Source organism: Paenarthrobacter sp. R1 (assembly GCF_030264015.1).
Taxonomy (GTDB): domain Bacteria; phylum Actinomycetota; class Actinomycetes; order Actinomycetales; family Micrococcaceae; genus Arthrobacter; species Arthrobacter ureafaciens.
Window position 1 is genome coordinate 2487786 of sequence record NZ_CP127115.1, and the last position, 23589, is coordinate 2511374.

Genomic DNA, 23589 nt, shown 5'->3' on the forward strand with positions numbered 1-23589 from the left:
AAAGGGGGACCGCGTCTGCTGTCGCGGTCCCCGGGGCCCGGGAACACTTCCAAACCCGCTTCCCCGTCCCCACGCAAGCGCCGGCGCAGGAGCGCGGTGGGCAGTCCGTGGACACCGTATCTTTTCCTTGCCCCGGCTGTCCTCTACATCGGCATCTTCCAGCTCTTCCCGCTCCTGCAGGAAGTCTGGCTAAGTTTCACCCGGACAACGCTGCTTAACCCGACCCTGAACGTTTGGGTCGGCCTGGCGAACTACCAGTCCGTTCTCGGGGACCCGTCGTTCCGGCAGACCCTGCTCACCACCCTTCTGTATGTCACCGCTTGCGTTGTCGGGTCGGTGGGACTGGGGTTGGTAGTGGCTCTCCTGTTGAACGGCAGGTTCCCGGGCCGGGCAGTGGCCCGGTCCTTGGTCACCGTGCCGTGGGCTGCTCCCGGAATCGCCGTGGCGCTGATAGCGGTGTGGATGTTCAACCCGCAATTCGGCCTCCTTACCCGGGTGTTGAAAGGCTTGGGGATAGACACAGGCGAGAACGGCGTCCTGGATAATCCCAGCCTGGCTCTCGCGGCCATTCTCATGACCACTATCTGGCAGTTGGTCCCGTTTGTTGCCGTCGTCCTGCTCTCTGCGCTGCAAAGTGTGCCGCAGGAACTCGTCGAAGCAGCGCAAGTTGACGGCGCAGGGCGCTGGATGATCTTCCGCGTGGTCACCTGGCAGGTGCTGAAACCGACCATCGGCTTGGTGGCCGTACTTATGACCATCTGGTCTCTGCGGCGATTCGAGCTGATCTGGCTCATGACGCGCGGTGGGCCCCTGGGTTCCACCCGGACCCTTGTTATCGACCTCTATTCGCAGGCATTCGAGTCAAAGCAACTCGGCACAGCCGCCGCGATCGGGATGGTGGGCATCGTCATCTCCCTCATCGTCATTATCGGTAGTCGACTGGTCGCACGTGCGGCCGCTAAGGAGGCATGATGCGCCGCTTACACCTTGGCGTGACTGCACGCATGCTGGCCGTCCTGGTTGTCTTGGGGCTCGCTATCTTCCCGGTCTACTGGATGTTCGTCACGGCACTGACATCTGATCAAGACCTGTTCGGCCCATCGATCAACCTGCTTCCGGACTTCTCCCGACTCAACGTTTTCAGCGAAGCCCTGGCTGACGGCCAGGTTGTCGGATGGCTCACCAACAGCCTCGTCGTTGCCGCGGGCACTACCGTACTGTCCATCGCCTTGGGTGTGCCCTTGGGCTATGCGCTGTCCCGGTTTGGCTTCAGGGGGAAAGCAACTGTTGGCCTCGCCTTGCTTTTCACGCAGATGCTTCCGGAAGCGCTGTTGGTGGTTCCACTGTTCGCCGTATTCCGCAGATTTGACCTGCTGAATTCCTTGCACGGTCTTATCCTTGCGGACACAGCCTTCGCCCTGCCAGTGGTGGCTTTGATTCTGAAGGGAGCCATTGACGGAGTTCCGCGGGATCTCGACGAGGCTGCACGCGTGGATGGAAGCAACCCGCCCACGGTACTGTTCCGCATCATCCTGCCGCTCATCGCGCCGGCAATCGCCGCCGCTGCCGTCATCGCGTTCTTCAGCGCCTGGAACGAATACGTCTTTGCGGTCACGTTCGTCTTCGACAAGTCATTGCAACCGGCCTCGGTTGGCGTGGCCGGCTTCATCGGGGAGCAGGACACCTCTATCCAAAGCATCATGGCGGTCGGTCTGCTGTTCACGCTGCCCGCAGTCGCTTTTTACCTTTTTGCACAGAGATACGTCGTCAGCGGCATGACTGCCGGCGCGGTTAAGGGATAAAGACTCACTTATGAAAATAACCAACCTCGATACCGTAGTTGTCGATTTTTATCGGACAAACCTTATTTTCGTCAGGCTCAGCACCGACGAAGGAATTACTGGAGTAGCCGAGGCGACCCTTGAAGGACAGGAGCACGCCGTGGTGGGTGCCGTGGCTGTCCTCGCGGATGCGGTTCGAGGCAAAGATCCAACCCGCATCACGGAAACGATCTACCAGCTCAACAGAGATGCCTACTGGCGGGGCGGGCCCGTTTCCATGACCGCCTTGAGCGCATTGGAAATGGCAATGTGGGATGTCTCTGCCCGTGCACTCGGGGTGCCGGTTCATCGCATGCTCGGCGGCCAGGTCCGCGATAGGGTACGGGCCTATGCCAACGGGTGGTTTTCCGGAGCCCGCACCCCGGAAGACTTTGCCGAGGCCGCCGTGCAGACCATCGGACAAGGGTTCCGGGGCCTCAAATGGGATCCGTTTGAAGCAGCAGATCTCACCCTCGAACCCCGGGACCTGAAACGGATGCTGGAACCAGTGGCCGCCGTACGGGCGGCGGTGGGAGACGACGTCGAACTGTTCATCGAGGGGCACGGCAGGTTCGACGTTCCGACCGCTATCAGGGTGGCCCGCGAACTCGAACAATTCAACCCCGTGTTCTTCGAAGAACCGTGCCCGCCTGACGGGATCGATTCCCTCGTGGAGATCCGTTCCAAGTCTCCCGTGCCCATCGCTGCGGGGGAACGTTGGATCGGACGGAGCACGTTCGTGCCGGCATTGGGCCGGCACGCCGTTGACTACGTACAGCCGGACGTCACGCATGCCGGTGGACTGATGGAACTGCAATTCATCGCCACGCTTGCTGCCTCCCAGTACATTCCCTTCGCCCCGCACAACCCCAGCGGACCTCTCAGCACGGCCGCCACGTTGCAGCTCGGCGCCATGGTGCCGAACTTCCGCTACTTGGAAATCATGGCCACTGACGTGCCGTGGCGAAGCGAAATTTCCAGTGAACGGCTGACGCTGACTGAGGACGGCGACGTCCTCATCCCGGAAGGACCTGGTCTGGGCATCGAACTCGACTTCGACGCCATCGCGGAACACCCTTACACACCACACCCCATGCGCATTTTCACCGATGCGGTTGCGGACATCCGTCCTCCGGACGCGAGGTCTTTCTTCAACCTCGAAACCACCCCGGTGGGCTAGGTGGCAAGCGATTACATGCAAGCCCAAAAAGAAATCGTGGAAGGAGGGACAATGTTCACCACAGTCGAGGAAACAAACACCAGGACCACCGCCGCCCACGCGGCCTACGAACAAGCAAGGGACATCGACCCGGGCACGCGTGCCGCATGGTTAAGGGGCATCGCCGCTGCATTGGAAGCGAATGCAGATGAGCTGGTGGCCCTGGGACAAGAAGAAACCCACTTGGACGAGGGAAGGCTTTCCTTCGAGCTCAAGAGGTCCGTCTTCCAACTACGGTTGTTCGCGGAGGAGGTCGTCCGGGGAGAACACCTGGACGCAACCATCGACCACGCCGATCCGACGTGGGGGATGGGTCCGCGGCCGGATATCCGTCGCGTCTCCGTGCCTCTGGGCGTCGTAGGCGTATTCGGGGCCTCCAACTTCCCCTTCGCGTTCAGCGTCATGGGTGGAGACAGTGCATCTGCGCTCGCCGCCGGGTGTGCAGTGGTGCATAAGATCCACGAAGGCCACCTGCAGCTTGCCCTGCGCACAGGTGCGATCGTGGAGGAAGCGTTGGAATCGGTGGGTGCTCCGCAGGGGCTTTTCTCCACCATCATCGGACGGGCGGCAGCTGAATGCCTGGTGGACCACCCGTTGGTAAAGGCTATTGGCTTCACTGGTTCCACCGCCGGAGGAAGGGCGCTGTTCGACCGGGCGGCACGACGTTCCACACCCATCCCTTTCTACGGAGAACTGGGCAGCATCAACCCTGTGTTCGTCACTGAAGCTGCTTGGAAGTTGCGCCGCGATGAGATCCTGGCCGGTTTCGCGTCGTCGTTCACTATGGGGATGGGCCAATTCTGCACCAAACCTGGGCTTCTCTTTGTCCCGGGGTACTCCTCCGCCTTAACCGGCAACGGTGATGACGTCTCTGACATTCTCAATCGGGAAGTCGCAGGCAAGCCGCGCCGCCCGCTCCTTAGCCCCAGACTGCGGGAAGGCTTCGATCGGGCCGTGGAAACCGTGCGGGCCGCACCCGGCGTAGACGTGCTGTTGGCAGGGGACGATTCCGAGGCGCCCCACCCTACTATCCTGAAGACCACGGCTGATCACGTCCGCAAACATCCCGGAATCCTTGAACAGGAGATGTTCGGACCGGCTGCGGTAGTAGTGGAGTATCACCCAGGTGATGACCTGGTCTCCCTGGCAGGATTAATGGTGGGGCAACTGACCGGCACCGTTCATGCCGAACCCCACGAAGACGTCTCGGATCTGCTGTCCACTCTGCGGGAACGCTGCGGCCGGTTGCTGTGGAACGCCTGGCCCACAGGTGTGACGGTGAGCTATGCACAGCACCATGGCGGACCCTACCCGGCCACCACGGCAACCACCACGTCCGTGGGAACGGCGGCGATCGCTCGGTTCATGCGGGCTGTGGCCTACGATTCCTTCCCGCCGTCCCAACTGCCGGCACCGTTGCGTGATGACAATCCGTGGCGGATCCGGCGCCGGGTGGATGGAGCTTGGGATTCACCAATCCCGGAAGGAAAAGTCAGTGAATAAGTCAAACATGCCGGACATCCTGCCATCGGACGGCGCGGACTCCGTGCTGGTTGGGCGAATCTGGGATCCGAATAGCCAAGGCCCGCGGGTAGTGGCGGTCCGGGGTGAGGAACTTGTGGACCTGACCCCGATGTTCGGCACTGTCTCGGAACTCCTGGAAAACGACGATCCCGCGGACCTGGTTCTCAGCAGTGGCTCGAATGTTCTTCCATGGGCACTGGAAGAGGTGGTCCAAAACTCCGCGACAGGGGACCGCAACCTCCCTTTCCTTCTGGCGCCCTTGGACCTGCAGGTGATTAAAGCCTGCGGCGTGACCTTCGTGGAGAGCATGGTGGAACGTGTCATCGAGGAACGGTGCGAAGGTGACTTCAACCGTGCTGCGGAAGTAAGGAAGAGCGTCAACAAAGCCCTCGACGGCGGTTTGGCTTCTGTCCGTCCCGGATCCAAACAGGCCCTGGAGGCCAAGAAAATCCTGGCCGCCCAAGGCATGTGGTCCCAGTACTTGGAGGTGGGGCTTGGCCCGGATCCGGAGGTATTTACTAAAGCTCCTGTGTTGTCAGCCGTGGGTTACGGTTCCGGCGTTGGTATTCCCGCGTTTTCTTCGTGGAACAATCCCGAACCGGAACTCGTCCTCATGGTCGATTCCGCAGGCAGGGTCAAGGGCGCTGCGCTCGGCAATGATGTGAATCTCCGGGACGTGGAAGGGCGAAGTGCCCTCCTGTTGGGAATGGCCAAGGACAACAATGCCTCGTGCGCGGTTGGCCCGTTCATCCGGCTGTTCCATGGCGGATTCACGTTGGAGTCCCTTCGCACCGAAGAGATAGCCCTGACTGTGGAAGGGGTGGACGGTTACCGTCTTGAGGGCCGGAACAGCCTTAGCCGGATCAGCCGTCCCTTCGAGGAACTCGTAACTGCTGCGCACGGCCGGCACCACCAATACCCGGACGGTTTTGCCCTTTTTACCGGAACGCTTTTCGCCCCCACACAGGACCGCGACGCGGAAGGGCTCGGCTTCACCCATAAGAACGCTGATGTTGTAACCATTAGCAGTGCGCAGCTTGGAACGCTGGTGAACCAGGTCCATGCCACGGAAGACATGGAGCCGTGGACTTTTGGGATCGGGGCTTTGTTTAGCTATCTGGCTGGAGTGAAAAAGGTTTAGTTAACAGCCGTAGCCACCAACCTCAAGGAGAGCGCCTTGTGGTTGGTGGCTACGGTGGGCGGTTCGGTTACCGCGAACTATCGGGTACGCGCGCAGAAGTCGCAGGCAAGTAAGTCCTAAGCAGGTGTCAGGTCCTTCTTGTCCCGGCCAAAGGCCACATCGCTGACGGGCTGGCCATCGAACGGCATCTCGTTCAGGTTGATGAGCGGGTTGCTGTCCTGGGTTTCCACGAGTTCACGGGCTTCGGCCTCGGTATCCACGCTGGGCATGGAGCCCGGAAGCGGACGCTTCGCGGATTCACGCAGGAAGAAGATCGCGATCCCGCCAACAATGGACGTTGCCATCAGGTAGTACGCCGGCATCATGTCGTCACCGGTACCTTCGATCAGGCCCTGCACGATGAACGGGGTGGTGCCGCCGAAGATCGCTACCGAGAAGTTGTAGGCAATGCCCATTCCGCCGTAACGGCTGGACGTGGGGAACAGGGCCGGCAGAGCCGAGGCCAGGTTGGATACGTAGAACGTCACGGGGAAGGCGATCAGGGCGAGGCCGAACAGCGTTGACCATACGTCTCCGATGCCAATGAGCATGAAGGCAGGAATGGAGAAGACGACCGTGCTGCCTGCGCCGATCCACAGCACGGGGCGGCGACCGATGCGGTCGGAAAGCTTGCCGGTCAGCGGAATGCAGAGGGCCATGATCACCAGGACCGGGATGGTCAGCAAGGTGCCGTGGACGGGGTCGTAGCCCTTGGAGTCCGTCAGGTATGTGGGCATGTACGAGGTCAGTGCGTAGCCAACGGTGTTGGCTGCTGCGGCAAGAATCATGGCCAGCAGGATCTGGCGCCAGTAGGCCTTGATGATGCCGATCGGGCCCTTGGCCACGTGCACGTCATGCGAAGCAGCGTCCTTTGCGAGGGCTTCCTGGGCGTCCAGGGTTGCCTGGAACTGCGGGGATTCCTCGATCTTCGTCCGGAAGTACACGGCGATGATGCCCAGGGGGCCGGCTACCAGGAACGGAATCCTCCAGCCCCATTCCTCCATGGCTGCCTGTCCCAGCGTGAGCTGCAGGACTGACACCAGGGCGGCACCGAGCGCGAAGCCGATGTAGCTGCCCATGTCCAGGAAGCTCGCGAAGAAGCCGCGGCGCTTGTCCGGTGCGTATTCGCTCACGAACGTGGTTGCCCCGGCGTATTCACCGCCGGTCGAGAAGCCCTGGACGAGCTTGAGGATCACCAGGAGCGCGGCTGCCCAGATACCGATCTGCGCATAGCCGGGCAGGAGTCCGACGGCGAACGTACTTGCCGCCATCAGCATCAGTGTTGCTGCGAGTACCTTCTGGCGGCCGATTTTGTCGCCGAGCCAACCGAAGACCACACCGCCGAGCGGGCGGGCGATGAAGGTGGCGGCGAACGTACCCAGAAGGAAGAGGGTCTGGACGGACGGATCAGCTTCCGGGAGGAAAACGGGTCCCATGGTGGTGATCAGGTAGCCGAAGACACCTACGTCGTACCATTCCATAGTGTTGCCGACGATAGTGCCGCCGAGTGCTTTCTTCAGCATCGGCTGGTTCACGACGTTCACGTCGGATTCCTTCAACCGGCGCTTCGTCCGAAGCTTCGGCATTTTGGTGCTTTTACCAACTTTCGCAGCGGCCGGTTCGTGGCCTGCCGCTACCTTGTTTCCGGTGGCGTTCCTTGCGCCGTCCGGAGAGACGGTGTTGCTTTGGTCTATGGGCATTTGGGCTTCTCCTAGGGAGGTCATTTGCTTGCGACTTCTGCTGCCCCGCTCTGGGCAGGTGTTCAATTTTACGCGGTTTTGCCCACCAATCCGAGTTGGGATCGGGTTTTGGGGCCACTTCGGGGTACGTATTGCTAAGCAAACTTACTTCTCTTTGCCCGGTTTTGCCCCGTCATAACAGGGAAGTAGGTGCCGGCCGCATGCCGTTATCAAATTGTTTAGTGAAGTACATCAAACGGCAGCTTTTTCACCGCGAAAGCTAACCTATTGCACCCTTAGGGCCACCGTCCGAGGACCACCGTTGCCCCAAGATCCCCATCGAAAAGGACGCTCGCCCGGAGCCCCACGCCGACCATCAACGCGGCGGTCGCCGACGCCTGTACGTCCGAGGTCTCAATCAGCAGTGCTCCACCGGGCGACAACCACTCCGGAGAGTCCCTCACGACGCGACGCTGGACGTCCAAACCGTCACCTCCGCCGTCGAGCGCTACCATCGGTTCGTGAAGGCGGGCCTCAGACGGCATCATGGCGATCGAGCCTGTGGGAACATAAGGGGCGTTGACCATCAGGACGTCCACGCGGCCCCGAAGTTCCGGGGGCAGTGGCTCGAACAGGTCACCCTGGAATACCTGGCCGCCACGCGGGCCGATGTTCCGGGCGGCGCATGCGGCAGCCAGGGGGTCGATGTCCGCGCCGTACAGCTGGCAACTGCCCAGCAGGTCGCCCAAGGCAGCGCCAATAGCGCCCGAACCGCAGCAAAGATCGACGACGACGGCGCCCGGCTCGGCGACCAAGGCCGCCTGACGCACCAGGAACTCCGTGCGACGCCGCGGCACGAAAACGCCCGTCTCCACCACCATGCGGCGTCCGCAGAATTCGGCCCACCCCAGGATGTGTTCAAGGGGTATCCCGCTGATGCGCTGCTGCACCATCGACGCGAAGTCTTCATCGCTCCGGGCGGCTTCCATGAGCAGCCCGGCTTCCTCTTCAGCGAAGACGCAGCCGGCGGCACGAAGCGCTTGGACGACGGCGGGATCCGGAGACATTGGGGTCATGCTAACAAAATCACGGTGCCCGGAGGGGTTCACAAACACCGGGCAAGGTAGCTAAGGTGTGACGCATGGGAACACTGATTTTTGAGTAAACCGGCCTGTGCCTTTGTGCGCCGCCGAGTTTCACCCGACAAAAATCCACGCCTGTTGAGGCCCTGCCTCCATGCCGTTCCCGTTGTCGCCTCTCTTGCATCATGATCGCACCGTGACGCTGTGGTTCGTGCGCCTCTCCAGGCTTGTAAAAACCTTTGAGGAGTTCACTAATGACTGCCAACACCCCCGACAACAACCAAGCCGCCTCGGGCGGCATCAAGTCCAAACTGACCGACGCCCAGAGGGCCATGCTCGCCAGCAAATCCGGCGGCGGCACCCCCGATGGCTGGAAAAGCACCGGCAAGGGCCACAAGCCAACGCACGCCATCGGAAAGCCGGCCAAGACCATGAAAAAGGTCCGCTGGTAGGCCTAAAATTGAAGTCCCTTCGTTTCATTGGAGAAAGGAAGAACCATGACCGCCAATCAAGAATCCGGCAGCATCAACCCCGAGGTAGCAAGCCATTTGGTGGAGTCCATGGACATGGCCCCCATGCCTGAGCCGACCGCCATCGCGGCAACCCTCGGCACCGGACAAACGAGGCAGTGGCCGGACGGAAACGGCAAGAAACGTCATCCCAAGGACCGCAACCAGGCCCACGGCCGGATGGGACAAGGCGCAGCTGTGACAGCGATCCACCGGACCAGCCGACCGCAGATGCCGCACTCCTCCTAATCACCACTTTCCAGCCCAACTGACTGGCATTTGTGGTTGCTCTGAGCGCTCAGAACAACCCCTATTGCCAGTCAGTTGGGCTGGTTCACGTCCTCAGGAGACTTGTCCGGCCGCCAACCCCGCCACACCGGGTGCCGCAAACGGCCCGGGCCGGTCCACTCCCCGAAAGTCACCTCAGCCACCAGCTCCGGATCCACCCACCGTGCGCCCGCGGCATCCTCGCGCGGAATATCCAGGAAGGGCGATTCCTCCGCAGCACGGGACTCGAGCTTGCCCATGATCTCCTTCAGCTGCCAGTCCTTGAAGCCGGTGCCCACGCGTCCCACGTAATGCAGCTTCCCGTCACGGGGGACCCCCAGGAGGAGCGAGCCGAACGTTCCGCTCCGGGCTCCGGCGCCCGGACGCCAGCCGCCAACCACTACCTCCTGGCTCTGTTCGAGCTTCAGCTTGATCCACGCCCGGCTGCGCCGCCCGGGGGAGTAGCGGCTCCCGGCCTTCTTGGCCATCACGCCTTCCAGTTTGAGATCGGACGCCACATGCAGGAGGTCGTCCACATCATGGTCCAGTACCTCGGACAAATGAAGCGGGCAACCGCCAGTCAGGCGTTCGGCAAAGGCTGCGAGCCGCTCCCTCCGACCGCGGAAGGGCAGCCCGGTGAGGTCCGCGCCGTCGTCGTACAAAAGGTCGAAAAGCATCAGTTGCACGGGAACCGAAGCCCGGGCCCGCTCAATGTCCCCGGCTTTGACGAGGTTCATGCGCTGCTGGAGCAAGCCGAAGTCGGGCCGCGAACCCTTCCCGAGGGCAACTATTTCGCCGTCCGCCACGAAGTCGCCGTCGGGCCAACAGGACCGGTCCGTCAGCTCAGGGTAGGTGGCCGTGAGGTCGTTGCCGTTGCGGCTCATCAGCCGGATTTTGCCTTCGGTTCCGGTGATGATGGCGCGGATGCCATCCCATTTGAGTTCGTAGAGCCAGTCACCTCCGTGCAGATCATCGGTGGTGCCCGACGTCGCCAGCATCGGCGCATAGTCCTGCATCGGTCCGGGTTTGGGTGGTTCTGGTGCCGCTTTGGGCGCCCTGCGGCCTCCGGGCTGTTCCTTCATGAGGTGGATGAGCCAACGGTCGCCGGTGTTGATGAGGGCGAGCCGCTTTGTTCCGCCCAAGCCACCGCCTGGTTCCCCCGTGAGGGTGGCGATCACTTCCTTGCCTTCGCGCCATTTTTCGCACGTGTATTCGCCGCGGTCCCAGATGGTCATGGTCCCTGCACCGTACTCGCCTTTGGGGATGACACCCGCAAAATCGGCGTACTCCATGGGGTGGTCTTCGGTATGCACGGCAAGGTTGTTCCGGTCCGGCGTTTCCGGGACGCCGCGCGGCAGCGCCCATGAGGCCAGTACTCCGTCCCGCTCCAGGCGCAGGTCCAGGTGGTATCGCCGGGCGTGGTGTTCCTGGATGACGAAGATACCGCCGGGCGGGGCAGGGTCTCCGGGCTTGGGCTGTTCGGACGACCTCCGGGACGCGTCGCCTGCGGAAGGACCGGACGACGACGGGAAAGGTTCCGGGGTCTTGCCCGGATCACGCATTCCTACGTACTTGGACAGGCGGCCCTCCACCGTCAGCTTCTCCCGACCACCCGGGTTCGCATCCGATGACGCGGAACCCGGCCTTCCGACGTCGTCGTTTTCACCGTGCGGCGGGAGGTGCCGGCCGGAAATCGGCGCGAAGAAGTCCTCGCCAGTGCTGACCCGTTCCATCACTTCGGTGTAGTCGAGGTGGTCCAGGTCCGGGTCTTCGAGCTCCGCCCAGGTCCTCGGAGCGGCGACGGTGGGATGCGCCTTGCCGCGCAGCGAGTACGGGACAATCGTGGTCTTGTTGCCGCTGTTCTGGCTCCAGTCAACCAAGACTTTTCCGTTGCGGAGGGACTTCTTCATGTCACTCACAACCAACGCCGGGTGGTCCGCTTCCAAGGCCCGGGCAAGTTCGTGAGCGAAGGCGGAGACCTGATCGGACTTCAGCGTGCCCTCCAAGCCCGTGTAGAGGTGGATGCCCTTGCTGCCACTGGTGACCGGCACCGGCTCCATGCCCATGTCCTGGAGGATGGACCGGGCCAGCCGGGCAACTTCAACGCATTCGGGCAGGCCTGCGCCCGGCCCGGGATCGAGGTCGAGGACAAAGCGGTCGGGGCGCAACGGGTTGCCGGCAGGGTCCACCTGCCACTGCGGTACGTGGATTTCCAATGACGCGATCTGCGCCATCCACGTCAGCGTGGCGAGGCTGTTGACCATGGGGTAGACATTGGCGTGGTCCGAATGGTGGATGGTGACCCGCGGAATCCACCTGGGCGCCGAGTCTTCCAGGTTCTTTTGGAAGAAGACCTCGCCCGGGTTTTCTGCCGTTCCAACGCCGTTCACCCAGCGCTTGCGCGTCACGGGCCGGTTGGCCGCCGCGGGGATCAGGTAGGGGGCAACCGCGGCGTAGTAGGCCAGCACTTCGGCCTTGGTGGTGCCGGTCTCCGGGTAGATGATTTTGCCCAGGTTCGTGAGGGTCAGCTCATGACCCTCAACGACGACACGCTCCTTCTGCTTTCCTGCCACCTCTTCTCCTCCGTTGCCTTGTGCTGTTGACTGGGTTCATGAGGGCCATCTGGAAGGGATCTATCGCGTTCGGTCTGGTCAACGTACCAGTCAAGCTCTACAGTGCCACGGAGGACCATGACATAAGCCTTCACCAAGTGCACAACAAGGACGGCGGACGGATTCGTTACCAGCGCAAATGCGAAATTTGCGGTGAAGTTGTGGCTTATGAGGACATTGATAAAGCCTACGAAGAAGAAGGGCGAACGGTAGTCCTTACGGCAGGGGAACTGAAATCCCTGCCTGAAGAGAATAGCCGGGAAATCGAGGTAGTGGAGTTTATCCCTGCCGAACAGTTGGACCCGATCATGTATGAGCGAAGCTATTTCCTCGAACCGGATTCCAAGTCCCCCAAGGCCTACATGCTCCTGCGGCAAACGCTGGAAGATACGGACAGGATCGCCATTGTCCAGTACGCCCTCCGCCAGAAGACGCGGTTGGGAGCACTGCGTGTGCGTGGCGACGTCCTGTTGCTGCAGGCGCTGCTGTGGGGAGATGAGGTCAGGGAAGCCAAGTTCCCCTCCCTTGAAACCGATATCAAGATTTCGGACAAGGAATTGGAGATGTCTTCCGCGCTTGTTGAATCCATGGCGCACGATTTCGACCCCGACGAATACACCGACGACTACCAGGTCCAGCTCCGAACGTTGATTGAGGCCAAGCTTGAAAAGGGCGAGGCGTTGGATACGGAGGCCACCTTCGGTGCCACGGAAGGCGAAGCCGAGGGCGGCGACGTCATCGACCTGATGGAAGCGCTGAAGCGGAGCCTGGACAAAAAGCGCGGCAAGGAAAAAGCGTCCGACGACGAGGCTGCCGCAAGCAAAACCAGCAAATCGACCACAACTGCCAGTAAGCCAAAGGCGCGGGCCAAGAAAAAGGCGTGATCCGACGTTGTTATCCCCGGCCTCCCCCAACCAGGTCGCAGCTGATGCCGTTTTGAACGCCCAAAACGGCATCTACTGCTACTTACATGGGTTGGGGTCAGTGATTCCGGAGCATTGAAATGAGTTCGGACTTCTTCTTGTCCGAATACCCTTTCAATCCGAGTTCCTTGGCGCGGGACTTGAGTTTGTCCACGGTCCAATCGTCGTAGTCGCCGGACTTCCCGCCCTTGCGTCCCACTTCCTTCCGTCCCTTGGCGGCAGCGGCATTGGAAATCCGCGCGGCCTTTTCCTTGGAAGCCCCGTCATCGCGGAGTTCTTCGTAAAGCTCCGGATCCTTCAGGCTTGGATTCTTCTTTTCCGGCATGATGCTGATCCTTTCTTTGTCAGGCGACTGCGTTTGTCAGGCGACTGCGTTTGTCAGGCACCCGTTTCGTAGTGCGGTTCGGCAACGGGTTTGGATTCGGGAGAGCCACGTTCGCGGAGGTAGGCGGAAGCTCCCACCAGTACGGCCACGGCCAGGAATTCGCTTTGCCAGTTCTGGAATGACTCGAACCAGAACTGGCTGGAGCCGAGGTACTCCCAGACGGATACAGTGGCTTGGCCATGGCTGAGTTGTTCTTCGTTATAGGCGGACGTGCCGCCGATGGCATGCAGCGTGAAGGAAGCCAGGAACAGGATGCCAAGAAGCGCCGACAGGGAGTGCTCATAGATCTTCAGTACCCAGCCACCCCGGCGCACAGGCCACGGGGTTTTGGCTGACTTTCCAGCGTCCCTGGGATCTTCATCCTGGGGAGCAGCCTTGTCCACGGGCTTTGATTCCGAGGAACCCCGTTGGAACAGGAAGACCGTGAGGACCACGTACATGGCCATCTGCAGGAACTCGGACTCCCAGTTTTCAAAGACGGCCTCAACGAAGTCGCCGGTGGTGATGTATTCAAGGATGCCTACCGGGGATCCTCCGTGGGTTTGCTGCTCTTCGCTGTAAGTCTTCGCCCCGGAGATGATCATGCCGCCCAGGAATGCGACGAACAGGCCCGCGTTGGCAAGCAGCAGGCCGTGGTCCTTCAGCCAATTCCGATTGGGACGGGCGTCGGTTGACGGTTCGGAGTGCTTGGTCGGTTTGAGCATGACTCACTCCTGAGGGGAGTTCCCGTTGTTGTTGTGCACGGCGCGTCGAAGAATCCAGAAAGGCATTCCCACAACGATGACCAGGACAATCAAAATAATGGTCCCGCCGGTGACCAGGCCTGCGGTGCGCCCTATTGTCACATCGAAAACCAGCGCGGCCGAGCCCACGATCAGCAGGGCCACGCCGCCCAGGGCAAGTTTGGTCACCAGATCCGCATTGGACACGAGGGCGGCCTTCAGGCCCCTGCGGAAGAGACGCCGATGCACACTGACGGGCATCACTATGAGGATGGTGGTCAGTGCAGCAACGAGGACGTTGCAGAGATAGAGAGTGACCTGCCACTCGTCGAGTTCCTCGAAGCGCTCCTGGAACGGCAGCGTCAGGAGGAAGCCGCCCAGGATCTGCACGCCTGTCTGCAGGACGCGCAGTTCCTGGATCAGTTCCATCCAGTTGCGGTCCATCCGCTCCTCTGTGGATTCATTCCTCCCGGTGCGGGCGACCGGATCGGACTCTGCCATTCAGGCACCTCCAGCGGGTATAGTGCGCCGGAGGACTGCCCCTGCAGTCAGCTGCGCTGCTGCTGGAACAGCCCTCGCGGTAGACGGATGTTCAAGGCTTTCCGGCATCCTGCGCCGGCGTGGATTGATGGTGGCGTACGCCTAAACGGTGTGGCCCCTGCGTCCGGACATGAAGCTGAGAAGCCACCCGATGGCTGCGACTACCAGGAGGACGATGCCCACCCAGAGGAGCCAGTTGAGGGCTGAGGAGAAACCGCCCACCAGAAGAAAAACAATTGCCACAACACCAGCAATGATCAGAAGCGTGTTCATGGTCAGCACATTCCTTTCTGCGTGAACCCGGAATGAAATTTACCGGGTTCCTGACTATGCATTTCCTGTTACTTCGATTGAGTTATGCCGGTACCTGAAAACCCCTCCAGCTCCCAAGGTGCCAGTGCCGCCGTCGAAAACCGATCCTCGCTGGTGCGAAGTTCGCCAGTTGTGAACAGCGACACTCTCCATTGTACTACTAAGCATCCTTATGAAAGTCTTATGGAAGTCGTCACCTGATGATTGACCGATTTTCCGCAGAGCGGTTGGCGGTGTCGGTTTGTCGTTCAATGGCCGTCAAAGAGAGGAACACATGAAAGCGTCACAGCAGCTCGCAGACAACCTTCAGGTCGTCCTGACAGACCTCATCGAACTCCAGCTCCAGGGCAAGCAGGCCCACTGGAACATCGTGGGGCCCAACTTCAGGGACCTGCACCTCCAGCTGGACGAGTTGGTCCTCGCCACCCGCCAGTTCGCCGACGACACCGCCGAGCGCATGCGTGCCCTGCACGCCCTGCCGGACGGCCGTAGCTCCACAATCGCCAAGGGCACCCGCCTGGAGGAATTCCCCGGCGGCCTGGTCAACACCAAGGACGCCGTCAAACTGGTTACCGAACGCGTGGAACGGGCAGTCCAGACCATGCGCGACGTACACGACGAAGTGGATGAGGAAGACCCCACGACGGCGGACCTCCTCCACGAGTTCATCGCCCGCCTTGAGCAGCTGGTCTGGATGATCAACGCCGAAATCATGGGCGCCAACGCCAGCGTGACGGACCCGGACGAAGCATAAACGACAAAGCATCAACGCGGCCCAACCGGACAGGCGGAGCAACCATGGTCAGGCTACGGCGGAGTGATCTTTCCAAGCCGGGCATCGTGCGGCGCCGCTCCGGTAAAGGGTTCAGCTACCGGCATCCCGACGGGACATTGCTGGACAAAGAGGATCGCCAGCGCATCAATGCGCTGGCGATCCCTCCTGCATGGACCGACGTCTGGATCAGCCCGTACGAAAACGCCCATATCCAGGCCACCGGGGTGGACGCGGCCGGGCGGAGCCAGTACATCTACCACCCCCGGTGGCGGGAGCGTAAGGACAACGAGAAGTTCCAACGCGCAGCCGAACTGGGCTCTGCTTTCCCGTCCATCCGCCGCGCCGTGACGTTGCACTTGAAAGACACTTCCGATCCCAGGCAGCAAACCCTGGCGGCCGCTGTCCGGCTCATGGACCTTGGAGCATTGAGGATCGGATCTGAAAGCTACATGAAGCAGAACGGGTCCTACGGACTGACAACCCTGCGGTGCCGCCACGCGCGCGTCAAGGAAAACGCCGTCGGCCTGAAGTTTCCCGGCAAGAGCGGCCAATGGTGGGACACCTCCATCAATGATCCGGCGTTGGCCGCTTTCCTTGAGCCACTCTCACGCAGGCCGGGCAAGGAGCGGCTGTTGGCTTACAAGGCCAACGGCTCGTGGATTCCCTTGGATGGCTCCATGGTCAACGAGTACCTCCGCAGCATCGCGGGGGAGGCCTACAGTTCCAAGGACTTCCGCACGTGGAAGGGGACCGCAGCAGCGGCGCTATGCCTCTTGAAAACGGAAGGCACCATGACCCGTCCGCAGGCATTGGTGAGGGCCATGAAGGAGGCGGCCGAGTTGCTGGGCAACACGCCCACCGTGGCTCGTACGTCGTACGTGGACCCGCGGATCGTGGAGGCATATCTGTCCGGCGAACTCATGGACGTGAAGCCCACCGAGCCCTCCATTGCCGAGTTCCTCATCGCAAAGCAAACCTGACTGACTGCCGCTGTAGACAAGAAAGAAGCCTGGCAGCACCCTTCCGGGTACGGCCAGGCTTCCTGGTCAGGAGGTGTGCTTAGGCGTCGTGGTCCGTTTCGAGGATCTTCACGAGGTTCTCCAAGGCAGCATCTGCACCCTCGCCCTCTGCGCGAAGAACCACCACGTCACCGTGCTCGGCACCAAGGCTCATGAGCGAAAGGATGCTGGCAGCGTCCATGGCTTCGTCGGCAGGCTCTCCCTGGCGGGCGATGGTCACCTCAAGGTCGAGCTCGCCGGCAGCCTCGGCGAAGATGGCCGCAGGGCGGGCGTGGAGGCCCACACGGCTGGCAATGGTGGCGGTACGTTCGGTCATTTCTTACTCCTTGGTGGTTTGGGGACGTTTAGACGGTTGCGGGAACTGCTTCGGCCTCGGCCGCGGCTGGCTTGCGAACGGCCCAGCGCTTGAGGGCCACCACGATGAGGGCCGAAACCACGGTGCCTGCCAGAATCGAGATGACGAACATCGGCAGGTTTCCGATGGCGAAGAAGACGAAGATTCCGCCGTGCGGAGCCTGGGACGTCACTCCGGTTGCCATGCACAGGGCGCCGGTCAGTGCGCCGCCCACCATGCTGGCGGGGATGACGCGGAGCGGGTCGGCGGCCGCGAAGGGGATGGCGCCTTCGGAGATGAACGAGGCACCCAGCAGCCACGCCGCCTTGCCGTTCTCACGCTCGGCGAGGCTGAAACGCTTCTTGTCGATCAGGGTGGCGAGTGCCATTGCCAGCGGCGGAACCATGCCGGCAGCCATCACGGTTGCCATGATCTGCCACGGAGCCTGGTTGGCAACTGCGCCCGCACCCAGTCCGGCAACTGCGAAGGAGTAGGCCACCTTGTTGACGGGGCCGCCAAGATCGAAGCACATCATGAGGCCGAGGATGATGCCAAGGACCACTGCCGACGCGCCGGTCATGCCGGAAAGCCATGCGTTCAAGCCGTCCGTCAGGTTCTTGATGGGGCCGCCCAGCACAAGGAACATCAGGCCGGAAGCGACGATCGATCCGAGCAACGGAATGATGACCACAGGCATGAGCCCACGGAGCCAGCGGGGCACCTGCCACGTGCCGATCCAGTGCGCCACGACGCCCGCCAGGAGGCCGCCCACCAAGCCGCCGAGGAACCCTGCGCCCATGAATCCGGCCACGGCACCGGCCGTGAAGCCGGGTGCGATGCCGGGACGGTCGGCGATGCCGTAGGCAATGTAACCGGCCAGCGCCGGCACCAGGAAGCCAATGGAAAGGGCACCGATCTTGAATGCCACTGCGCCGAGGTAGATGGCCAGGCCGCCTTCGGGCAGGTTGCCGAGGTTGTTCTCCAGCACCACCTTGTCCGCCACGGCCGTGATGTCGTAGCCGCCCAGCAGGAACCCAAGGGCGATCAAAAGGCCGCCGCCTGCGACGAACGGGATCATGTAGGAGACACCGGTCAAGAGGGCACGCTTGAGCTTCTGCCCGATGTGCTCACCCTTTTCTTCGGCTTCGCGCTCGGCCTGCTCCTCCGCACCGAAGTGGGGGACGCGGCGTGCGTGCGGATCGTCGGCGGCCGCGAGGGCTTCCTGCACCATCTTGGCGGGCTCGTCGATGCCACGCTTGACTGGCGCGTTGATGACCGGCTTGCCGGCGAAGCGCTCCTTGCCGCGAACGTCGACGTCGACGGCGAAGATCACCGCGTCTGCCGCGGCAATCACCGCCGGGTCCAGCGGTTTGGCGCCGGAGGAACCCTGGGTCTCCACCTGCAGGTCTACGCCGGCCTCCTGTGCGGCGGCAACCAGCGAGTCGGCTGCCATGTACGTGTGCGCAATTCCGGTGGGGCAGGCGGTGACGGCCACGAGGCGCTTGGGTCCGGTAGCCGCCGTCGTGCTTTCAGCGGCGGCAGGTGCGGCCGCTGCAGCAGGTGCCGGAGCAGCGTGCGCGGCCGGCTTGTCAGCAAGGGCGCCGTCAACGAGCTCAACGATCTCCTGCTCAGAGGAGGCAGCACGCAGTGCGGCCGTGAAGTCCTTCTTGATGAGGGAACGGGCGAGCTTGGAGAGAAGCTTCAGGTGCTCCTGGTCCGCGCCGTCCGGGGCTGCGATGAAGAAGATCAAGTCCGCAGGGCCGTCCTTGGCGCCGAAGTCCACTTTGTGGGCCAGGCGTGCCATGGCCAGGGCGGGCTCGGTGACAGCGGCCGAACGGCAATGCGGGATGGCAATCCCGCCGGGTACGCCGGTGGCAGTCTTCTGCTCGCGGGCAAAGGCGTCGGCAAAGAGGCCCTCCACTTCGGAAGCCCGGCCGGAGGCGGCAACCTTGCCGGCCAGGACGCGGATGACGTCGGCGGGGGAGTCGCCCAGGTTCTGGTCGAGGGTGACCAATTGGGGTGTGATCAGCTGGGTCACTGTTAGTCCTTCTGGAGGGCCGTGATGGTTACGGCGTCTGGGGTTGTCTGGTGGACTGCCGGGACAGTGGAGCCCGGCAGCGATGCGGCAGCGGCACCATGTGCCACGGCTTGACGAAGGCAGTCCTGCGGGGAACGGCCTTGGGTTGCAGCCAGCAGGTAGCCGGCAAGGGACGAATCGCCGGCACCTACTGTGCTGACTGCTTGGATGGGCGGGTGTGTGGCCAGCCACGCACCTTCTGCGGTCACAAGGACGGCGCCCTTGGACCCAAGCGTTGCGAGGACAGCGCCCACACCGCTTTCGACGACGGCGGCGGCTGCTTGTGCCGCCTTGGCCGGGTCCGCTTCGAGTTCCTCAGCCGTGGAGACACTTGCGAAGCCTGCTGCGGCTGCGAGTTCCGCAAGTTCCTCGGCGTTGGGCTTGAGGAGGTCCGGCTTTCCTGCAGCGTCGGCTTTCACGGCAGCCGCCAGCGGCGCTCCTGAGGAGTCGATGGCGATGCCGGGAGCTTCCGTGCCATCGGCGCGGGAGCGAAGCCGCCGTGCAATTGTGGCGTAGTAATCAGCCGGCACTCCTGGTGGGAGCGAACCCGCGAGGACCACCCAGCTGGCGCCACGGGAGCGGTCCAGCAGCAACCCGATCAGGGCCTCCTGTTGTTCGTCGCTCAACTCCGGGCCGGGCTCGTTGATCTTTGTGGTGACGCCGTCCGGCTCGGTGAGCGTGACGTTGCTGCGCAGCGCCTGGCCGATGGGCAAGGCCGCAAACGGAACTTTTGCGTCGTGAAGTCCGGCAAGGACGGGATCCGCATCGGCGCCGGGAAGAACGGCCACGGTTTCGAGTCCCGATGCCACCAGGGCGCGGGAAACGTTCACGCCTTTGCCGCCGGATTCCTGGTGGACGTGGAGGGCGCGCTGTACCTCGCCCCGGGCAAGCGCCGCGGGAAGTTCCACGGTGCGGTCCAGGCTCGGATTCGCCGTAAAAGTGACGATCATGCGACCACCACGTCAACGCCGGCTTCTGCCAAGGCAGCTGCAAGATCGGCAGGGGGTTCGTTGTCAGTTATCAACGTGTCCACATCCTTCAGGGTGGCGAACTGGACCAGGGTCTCCGTGTCCAGCTTGGAAGAGTCGGCGAGGGCTACCACGCGGCGGGCCGAGGTCACGAAGGCGGCCTTGACGGCGGCCTCCTCCGGGTCGGGGGTGCTGAGACCGAACCCGGCGTGGAGGCCGTTGGTGCCGATGAAGGCAATGTCAGGGCGGAGGCGGAGGGCGGCCTCCACGGTGGACTGCCCGACGGCGGCCTGCGTCAGGCCGCGGACCCGACCGCCAAGAACCTGCAGGGAGATTCCGGCGACGGTGGAGAGTTTGCCGGCGATGGGCATGGCGTTCGTAATGACTACAAGCTCGTCCGAACCGTTCGCCGCGGGCTGCTGGGCCAGCAGGTCCGCCAGGGTTTCCGTGGTGGACCCTGCATCCAAAAGGACGCTGCCCGAGGAAAAGTCCGGGATCATGGCCAACGCCGCAGCGGCAATGCGCAGCTTTTCCGCCTTGCGCTTGATGGCGCGTTCCTGAATGCTTTCTTCGCGCGTGCTCAACTTGTCGGACGGGACTGCCCCGCCGTGGACGCGCCTGAGGTTGCCTGAAACTTCCAGTGCCGCCAGGTCGCGCCGGACGGTTTCGGTGGTGATGCTGAATCGGTCCGCCAGCTCAGTGACGCTCACCCGTCCACGCTCTGTAACGAGTGCGGAGATCAGTTGCTGGCGCTCTTCGGCGAACACTTACCCTCCATTGCGTAAAGCTTCGAGTCGGTTGATTCGTTGGTTCCACTGCCGTGATGACTGTCACAACTAATGTGGAATTGCTTGACTCTATCTTTGTTTATGTGGGTTCGTCAAGGGTAAAGCCACATAAACACAGATCTGTAGGTGGGAGCAGGTGGGAACAGGTGGGAATGTGTGGGAACGCAGCAAGGGCATGTCGCACTCCCTGTAGTGCGACATGCCCTCTTTGGGATCCTGACTGGGGGATTTACCAGGATCCGGTCCATGGGTTGTTCTGAATGGTCATCTCAGCCGACCGGGCAAACCCGGCCGGTTGTGACCTCGTTTCTTTGGCTACTCCGGCGGCGAATCCCCGGGTTCCCGTTCCGGCGTCGGCTCAGGAACCGGCGGAGGGCCGGGCTCGGGGAGGGGAACGGGCTCAGGAGTGGGACTTGGCTCCCGCGTTGGCGCGGGTTGGTCTTCCGGTCCGGGACTCCGCGCAGCAGTACCCTCTCCGTGCGCTTCACTCATGGCTTGGTGCTCCGGCCACGGACATAGTGCTGCGGCCGCAGTGTCCGGGGTGTCGCTGAGGGGAAGCTGCTGGAATCCCAGCCGGCTCCAAGATAGTCGATGGGGAGGTTGTCCGGATCGGGCGGATCCGGCAGCTTGTGCTTGAGCCCTGACCGGGGTTCGGAGCTGGCAACCCGTGGCTCTGTCCTGCGCTTCTCTGTTTGCATGTCACTCTTCCCTTTTGACCGGTTTAGTCCGGAATCTCCATCCGGAAGCCACATTTGCACCCAAGGATGCGTGTGTTGAGGTGGACCTCGTAAGACTGGGGCTGGCCCTTTCCCAGGGCCAAGGTCGCCTCGATGCGTCGAAGCTCGCAACTGCGCGTTTTCATGGGCTCCCCGCAGTGGAGGTACTGGCCGCCGAACTTCAACATGCCCTGAGGTGAGCCCGGGCGGTTGACGATGATGGCTACCTTTTGGACACTGGCCAGCTGAGAGTAGATGTAGCGGCATGCAGCGCATTCGTAGCTGACATTCACCATGTTGGGCGCGGGCGGGTAGTGCGACTGGATCGAGTTGACCCGCAGGAACTGGTCGGAATCGCACCGGGAACACCACAGGGGCTCGTCAGGGGGCTGATGCGCTTCGTCGGGAACTCTCGAAGCCGGCTGGGCGGGCATGGGACGCACCTTTGCACAGTGATGCTGGGCGCCCGTCTGCATGAGCTGTGAAGCCGGGTCCGTCAACGCGGACTGTAGCTAGATTGTGCACATAGGCGCACAGCAGATGCAAGGATTTTGCCAACACCTAACCTCACGGAACCGGACACTCCTACTATGGGAGCATGGATGAAATGCAGCATGGAGCGGTGTCTTCCAACAATGTTGCGGCTCCGGATGAAGCCGGCTTCCTAGGTGGCGAAGCGGGCGTCCCCGTCGCCGAACACTTGCAGGACCTGGTGATCGACAGCGAAGACGTGAACGGGTTCCTCAATGAACTCGCGGTCTTTTCCTCCGGGGCGGTTTCGGCTGAGGTTGGCGTCGAAGTTCTGTGCGGGGTGACCCTGAGCCGACGCCGCAAAGCCCTGACCGTCGCCGGAAGCAGCCCTGAGGCGCGCCTCATCGACGAGGTCCAGCAGGCATACGGTGACGGTCCCTGCCTGCACGCCATGCGGGAGCGCAAGACCGTGCTTGTCCACGACACTTCAACAGAAGAACGCTGGGCAGATTACTGCTCGGTCATCGCCCAACGAGGTCACCTCTCAGCCCTTTGCGTTCCGCTTGAACTGGACGAGGGTGCTACGGCTGCCCTGAACTTCTTCGCTCCCAAGGCCCGGATCTTCACGGACTCCATCATCCGGGGCTGTGATCTTTACGGCAGCCAGGCCGAAAAGGCTTTGCGTCTGGCCGTTCGAATCGGGACCAGGCAGCAGCATGCGGAGGACCTCCGCGAGGCGATGTCTTCGAGAACGGCGATCGACCTCGCGTGCGGAATCATCATGGGTCAAAACCGTTGCAGCCAGGAAGAGGCCTTCGAGATTCTCAAGAAGGCGTCGAACGGGCGGAATCAGAAGCTGCGCGACATCGCCGAGTCGCTCATCAAATCGGTAGCTGGTGCCGCCCCTGTGTCGCACTTTGAGCCTTAGCACCTGGGGACTCCGGACGCCATCCCTTGTGAGGCCGCGCACTGTTGAACTAAATTCATAGGTGGGTTAAGCCACCAGCCCCTGGAGCCTCATGACTTGGACCATCCGCGATGATGGTCCGCAGTGCGGCGCAATCCTTCGTTAGCATTCGCCGCCATTTCACATGCAGCTCCTACAGGAGCAATCGCTTCACCCGACGCTGTTCAGTGCGTCCCGCAAGGGACGGTTGTCGGAAACCACCGGCCCCGGTGGTGCTTGCAATAAAGGAGAATGGCAATGACGCTTGGTTCCCCGCTTCCCGCCCCGAAACGCTTTACCGGGGCGACACCCGCGATCGGAGACACCGGATCCCGTCCCTGGTGCACCGTCTGCGATACCGATTCCTACATCTTTGTTGAAACCGTGGTTGAAGCCGCGCCGAACCAGTCCGAAATTGTTGAAGTCAGCTACACCTGCAGCGAATGCGATACGTTCTACGCCCACGCTGTCCGTTTGGCGGAGCTCGCGCCCCACATTCAGGCGGAATTCCTCTCTTCCACCGCAACAGGTCTCTGGTACAGCTGCACCCATTGCGGTGAGCCCATGACCTTGGGCCGCCCGGCCGAACAATTCATCGAGGCGCCCCGGAACACTGACGATCCGGGCGGGCCAAGCTTGTTGGAGGTGTACCTGCAAACCCAGGTGCTGCACTGCCGCTGCGGCTTCCAAACGGAGGTTCCGCACGTCGGATGAGGCCGGC

The 23589-nt window shown here is 62.2% G+C and carries 25 protein-coding genes; 12 read left to right on the forward strand and 13 right to left on the reverse strand.

The window, feature by feature from the left end:
- The first annotated feature begins 96 nt into the window (after positions 1 to 96).
- From QN084_RS12095 to QN084_RS12115, 5 genes are read left to right on the forward strand one after another with little or no spacing between them, the layout of a single operon-like run.
- Positions 97 to 972 carry a carbohydrate ABC transporter permease gene (locus QN084_RS12095; RefSeq protein WP_062094684.1) on the forward strand — a complete coding sequence of 292 codons (876 nt, stop codon included), beginning with the start codon at positions 97 to 99 and terminating at the stop codon, positions 970 to 972.
- Entirely contained in the window at positions 969 to 1802 is an 834-nt protein-coding gene (locus QN084_RS12100) for a carbohydrate ABC transporter permease (RefSeq protein ID WP_069696039.1), read from the forward strand. Before QN084_RS12095 ends, QN084_RS12100 begins: the two co-directional genes overlap by 4 nt.
- Before the next feature lie 10 nt (positions 1803 to 1812).
- Complete coding sequence (locus QN084_RS12105) at positions 1813 to 3000, forward strand: mandelate racemase/muconate lactonizing enzyme family protein (protein ID WP_062094688.1); 1188 nt, start codon at positions 1813 to 1815, stop codon at positions 2998 to 3000.
- 51 nt (positions 3001 to 3051) lie between these two features.
- Complete coding sequence (locus QN084_RS12110) at positions 3052 to 4542, forward strand: aldehyde dehydrogenase (NADP(+)) (RefSeq protein ID WP_021471252.1); 1491 nt, start codon at positions 3052 to 3054, stop codon at positions 4540 to 4542.
- A 7-nt stretch (positions 4543 to 4549) separates the two neighbouring features.
- Positions 4550 to 5704 carry a fumarylacetoacetate hydrolase family protein gene (locus tag QN084_RS12115; protein WP_062094690.1) on the forward strand — a complete coding sequence of 385 codons (1155 nt, stop codon included), beginning with the start codon at positions 4550 to 4552 and terminating at the stop codon, positions 5702 to 5704.
- A 116-nt stretch (positions 5705 to 5820) separates the two neighbouring features.
- Here the strand turns inward: QN084_RS12115 and QN084_RS12120 are convergent, their stop codons facing one another.
- Together QN084_RS12120 and QN084_RS12125 are read right to left on the reverse strand one after the other, a co-directional pair.
- Complete coding sequence (locus QN084_RS12120) at positions 5821 to 7443, reverse strand: MFS transporter (protein ID WP_182264026.1); 1623 nt, start codon at positions 7441 to 7443, stop codon at positions 5821 to 5823.
- Positions 7444 to 7718: 275 nt separating this feature from the next.
- Positions 7719 to 8489 (reverse strand): putative protein N(5)-glutamine methyltransferase, encoded by a 771-nt coding sequence (locus tag QN084_RS12125; protein ID WP_021471249.1) that lies wholly within the window; start codon positions 8487 to 8489, stop codon positions 7719 to 7721.
- Between the two features lie 269 nt (positions 8490 to 8758).
- On the opposite strand from QN084_RS12125, the gene QN084_RS12130 reads away from it, so the two are divergent.
- Positions 8759 to 8956: a hypothetical protein gene (locus QN084_RS12130; protein ID WP_069696041.1), complete on the forward strand. Its 198-nt coding sequence runs from the start codon at positions 8759 to 8761 to the stop codon at positions 8954 to 8956.
- Positions 8957 to 9001: 45 nt separating this feature from the next.
- The gene (locus QN084_RS12135; protein ID WP_021471247.1) at positions 9002 to 9262 is read left to right on the forward strand and encodes a hypothetical protein; all 261 of its coding nucleotides are present in this window, start codon (positions 9002 to 9004) and stop codon (positions 9260 to 9262) included.
- A 71-nt stretch (positions 9263 to 9333) separates the two neighbouring features.
- Here the strand turns inward: QN084_RS12135 and QN084_RS12140 are convergent, their stop codons facing one another.
- Positions 9334 to 11853, reverse strand: a complete 2520-nt coding sequence (locus QN084_RS12140) for an ATP-dependent DNA ligase (RefSeq protein WP_069696042.1) — start codon at positions 11851 to 11853, stop codon at positions 9334 to 9336.
- 38 nt (positions 11854 to 11891) lie between these two features.
- On the opposite strand from QN084_RS12140, the gene ku reads away from it, so the two are divergent.
- On the forward strand, positions 11892 to 12776 hold the full coding sequence (gene ku / locus QN084_RS12145) for a non-homologous end joining protein Ku (RefSeq protein WP_062094697.1): 885 nt from the start codon (positions 11892 to 11894) through the stop codon (positions 12774 to 12776).
- A 97-nt stretch (positions 12777 to 12873) separates the two neighbouring features.
- Here the strand turns inward: ku and QN084_RS12150 are convergent, their stop codons facing one another.
- From QN084_RS12150 to QN084_RS12165, 4 genes are all read right to left on the reverse strand, one after another.
- Entirely contained in the window at positions 12874 to 13140 is a 267-nt protein-coding gene (locus QN084_RS12150; RefSeq protein WP_021471244.1) for a DUF7218 family protein, read from the reverse strand.
- A 53-nt stretch (positions 13141 to 13193) separates the two neighbouring features.
- The gene (locus tag QN084_RS12155; protein ID WP_021471243.1) at positions 13194 to 13904 is read right to left on the reverse strand and encodes a DUF6766 family protein; all 711 of its coding nucleotides are present in this window, start codon (positions 13902 to 13904) and stop codon (positions 13194 to 13196) included.
- Between the two features lie 3 nt (positions 13905 to 13907).
- Positions 13908 to 14423 carry a DUF6328 family protein gene (locus QN084_RS12160; protein WP_021471242.1) on the reverse strand — a complete coding sequence of 172 codons (516 nt, stop codon included), beginning with the start codon at positions 14421 to 14423 and terminating at the stop codon, positions 13908 to 13910.
- Between the two features lie 141 nt (positions 14424 to 14564).
- Positions 14565 to 14735 (reverse strand): cytochrome c-type biogenesis protein, encoded by a 171-nt coding sequence (locus QN084_RS12165; protein ID WP_164888678.1) that lies wholly within the window; start codon positions 14733 to 14735, stop codon positions 14565 to 14567.
- A 313-nt stretch (positions 14736 to 15048) separates the two neighbouring features.
- Here QN084_RS12165 and QN084_RS12170 point away from each other — a divergent pair, with 313 nt between their 5' ends.
- A complete protein-coding gene (locus tag QN084_RS12170) occupies positions 15049 to 15528 on the forward strand; it encodes a Dps family protein (protein ID WP_021471240.1) in 480 nt (159 codons plus the stop codon).
- Positions 15529 to 15572: 44 nt separating this feature from the next.
- Entirely contained in the window at positions 15573 to 16529 is a 957-nt protein-coding gene (locus tag QN084_RS12175; RefSeq protein ID WP_069696043.1) for a DNA topoisomerase IB, read from the forward strand.
- A gap of 79 nt (positions 16530 to 16608) precedes the next feature.
- On the opposite strand, the gene QN084_RS12180 is transcribed toward QN084_RS12175, so the two are convergent.
- The 6 genes from QN084_RS12180 to QN084_RS12205 form a co-directional block, all read right to left on the reverse strand.
- Positions 16609 to 16884 carry an HPr family phosphocarrier protein gene (locus QN084_RS12180; RefSeq protein WP_021471238.1) on the reverse strand — a complete coding sequence of 92 codons (276 nt, stop codon included), beginning with the start codon at positions 16882 to 16884 and terminating at the stop codon, positions 16609 to 16611.
- Positions 16885 to 16912: 28 nt separating this feature from the next.
- A complete protein-coding gene (locus QN084_RS12185; protein ID WP_021471237.1) occupies positions 16913 to 18940 on the reverse strand; it encodes a PTS fructose transporter subunit IIABC in 2028 nt (675 codons plus the stop codon).
- Between the two features lie 2 nt (positions 18941 to 18942).
- Positions 18943 to 19929: a 1-phosphofructokinase family hexose kinase gene (locus tag QN084_RS12190; RefSeq protein WP_069696044.1), complete on the reverse strand. Its 987-nt coding sequence runs from the start codon at positions 19927 to 19929 to the stop codon at positions 18943 to 18945.
- A complete protein-coding gene (locus tag QN084_RS12195) occupies positions 19926 to 20714 on the reverse strand; it encodes a DeoR/GlpR family DNA-binding transcription regulator (protein WP_069696045.1) in 789 nt (262 codons plus the stop codon). Before QN084_RS12195 ends, QN084_RS12190 begins: the two co-directional genes overlap by 4 nt.
- A 509-nt stretch (positions 20715 to 21223) precedes the next feature.
- On the reverse strand, positions 21224 to 21433 hold the full coding sequence (locus tag QN084_RS12200) for a hypothetical protein (protein ID WP_069696046.1): 210 nt from the start codon (positions 21431 to 21433) through the stop codon (positions 21224 to 21226).
- Between the two features lie 23 nt (positions 21434 to 21456).
- The gene (locus QN084_RS12205) at positions 21457 to 21885 is read right to left on the reverse strand and encodes a hypothetical protein (RefSeq protein WP_069696047.1); all 429 of its coding nucleotides are present in this window, start codon (positions 21883 to 21885) and stop codon (positions 21457 to 21459) included.
- Between the two features lie 164 nt (positions 21886 to 22049).
- Here QN084_RS12205 and QN084_RS12210 point away from each other — a divergent pair, with 164 nt between their 5' ends.
- Both QN084_RS12210 and QN084_RS12215 read left to right on the forward strand, forming a co-directional pair.
- The gene (locus QN084_RS12210) at positions 22050 to 22850 is read left to right on the forward strand and encodes a GAF and ANTAR domain-containing protein (RefSeq protein WP_083261975.1); all 801 of its coding nucleotides are present in this window, start codon (positions 22050 to 22052) and stop codon (positions 22848 to 22850) included.
- Positions 22851 to 23126: 276 nt separating this feature from the next.
- Positions 23127 to 23582: a hypothetical protein gene (locus tag QN084_RS12215; protein WP_021471232.1), complete on the forward strand. Its 456-nt coding sequence runs from the start codon at positions 23127 to 23129 to the stop codon at positions 23580 to 23582.
- Positions 23583 to 23589: the final 7 nt, after the last annotated feature.

Coding starts and splice junctions, on each gene's coding strand:
- QN084_RS12125 (WP_021471249.1), bottom strand. CDS start 8,489: ATGTCTCCGGATCCCGCCGTCGTCCAAGCGCTTCGTGCCGCCGGCTGC.
- QN084_RS12180 (WP_021471238.1), bottom strand. CDS start 16,884: ATGACCGAACGTACCGCCACCATTGCCAGCCGTGTGGGCCTCCACGCC.
- QN084_RS12100 (WP_069696039.1), top strand. CDS start 969: ATGATGCGCCGCTTACACCTTGGCGTGACTGCACGCATGCTGGCCGTC.
- QN084_RS12175 (WP_069696043.1), top strand. CDS start 15,573: ATGGTCAGGCTACGGCGGAGTGATCTTTCCAAGCCGGGCATCGTGCGG.
- QN084_RS12150 (WP_021471244.1), bottom strand. CDS start 13,140: ATGCCGGAAAAGAAGAATCCAAGCCTGAAGGATCCGGAGCTTTACGAA.
- QN084_RS12165 (WP_164888678.1), bottom strand. CDS start 14,735: ATGAACACGCTTCTGATCATTGCTGGTGTTGTGGCAATTGTTTTTCTT.
- QN084_RS12120 (WP_182264026.1), bottom strand. CDS start 7,443: ATGCCCATAGACCAAAGCAACACCGTCTCTCCGGACGGCGCAAGGAAC.
- QN084_RS12170 (WP_021471240.1), top strand. CDS start 15,049: ATGAAAGCGTCACAGCAGCTCGCAGACAACCTTCAGGTCGTCCTGACA.
- QN084_RS12130 (WP_069696041.1), top strand. CDS start 8,759: ATGACTGCCAACACCCCCGACAACAACCAAGCCGCCTCGGGCGGCATC.
- QN084_RS12135 (WP_021471247.1), top strand. CDS start 9,002: ATGACCGCCAATCAAGAATCCGGCAGCATCAACCCCGAGGTAGCAAGC.
- QN084_RS12205 (WP_069696047.1), bottom strand. CDS start 21,885: ATGCCCGCCCAGCCGGCTTCGAGAGTTCCCGACGAAGCGCATCAGCCC.
- QN084_RS12115 (WP_062094690.1), top strand. CDS start 4,550: ATGCCGGACATCCTGCCATCGGACGGCGCGGACTCCGTGCTGGTTGGG.
- QN084_RS12190 (WP_069696044.1), bottom strand. CDS start 19,929: ATGATCGTCACTTTTACGGCGAATCCGAGCCTGGACCGCACCGTGGAA.
- QN084_RS12110 (WP_021471252.1), top strand. CDS start 3,052: ATGTTCACCACAGTCGAGGAAACAAACACCAGGACCACCGCCGCCCAC.
- QN084_RS12155 (WP_021471243.1), bottom strand. CDS start 13,904: ATGCTCAAACCGACCAAGCACTCCGAACCGTCAACCGACGCCCGTCCC.
- QN084_RS12200 (WP_069696046.1), bottom strand. CDS start 21,433: ATGCAAACAGAGAAGCGCAGGACAGAGCCACGGGTTGCCAGCTCCGAA.
- QN084_RS12215 (WP_021471232.1), top strand. CDS start 23,127: ATGACGCTTGGTTCCCCGCTTCCCGCCCCGAAACGCTTTACCGGGGCG.
- QN084_RS12105 (WP_062094688.1), top strand. CDS start 1,813: ATGAAAATAACCAACCTCGATACCGTAGTTGTCGATTTTTATCGGACA.
- ku (WP_062094697.1), top strand. CDS start 11,892: ATGAGGGCCATCTGGAAGGGATCTATCGCGTTCGGTCTGGTCAACGTA.
- QN084_RS12210 (WP_083261975.1), top strand. CDS start 22,050: ATGGATGAAATGCAGCATGGAGCGGTGTCTTCCAACAATGTTGCGGCT.
- QN084_RS12160 (WP_021471242.1), bottom strand. CDS start 14,423: ATGGCAGAGTCCGATCCGGTCGCCCGCACCGGGAGGAATGAATCCACA.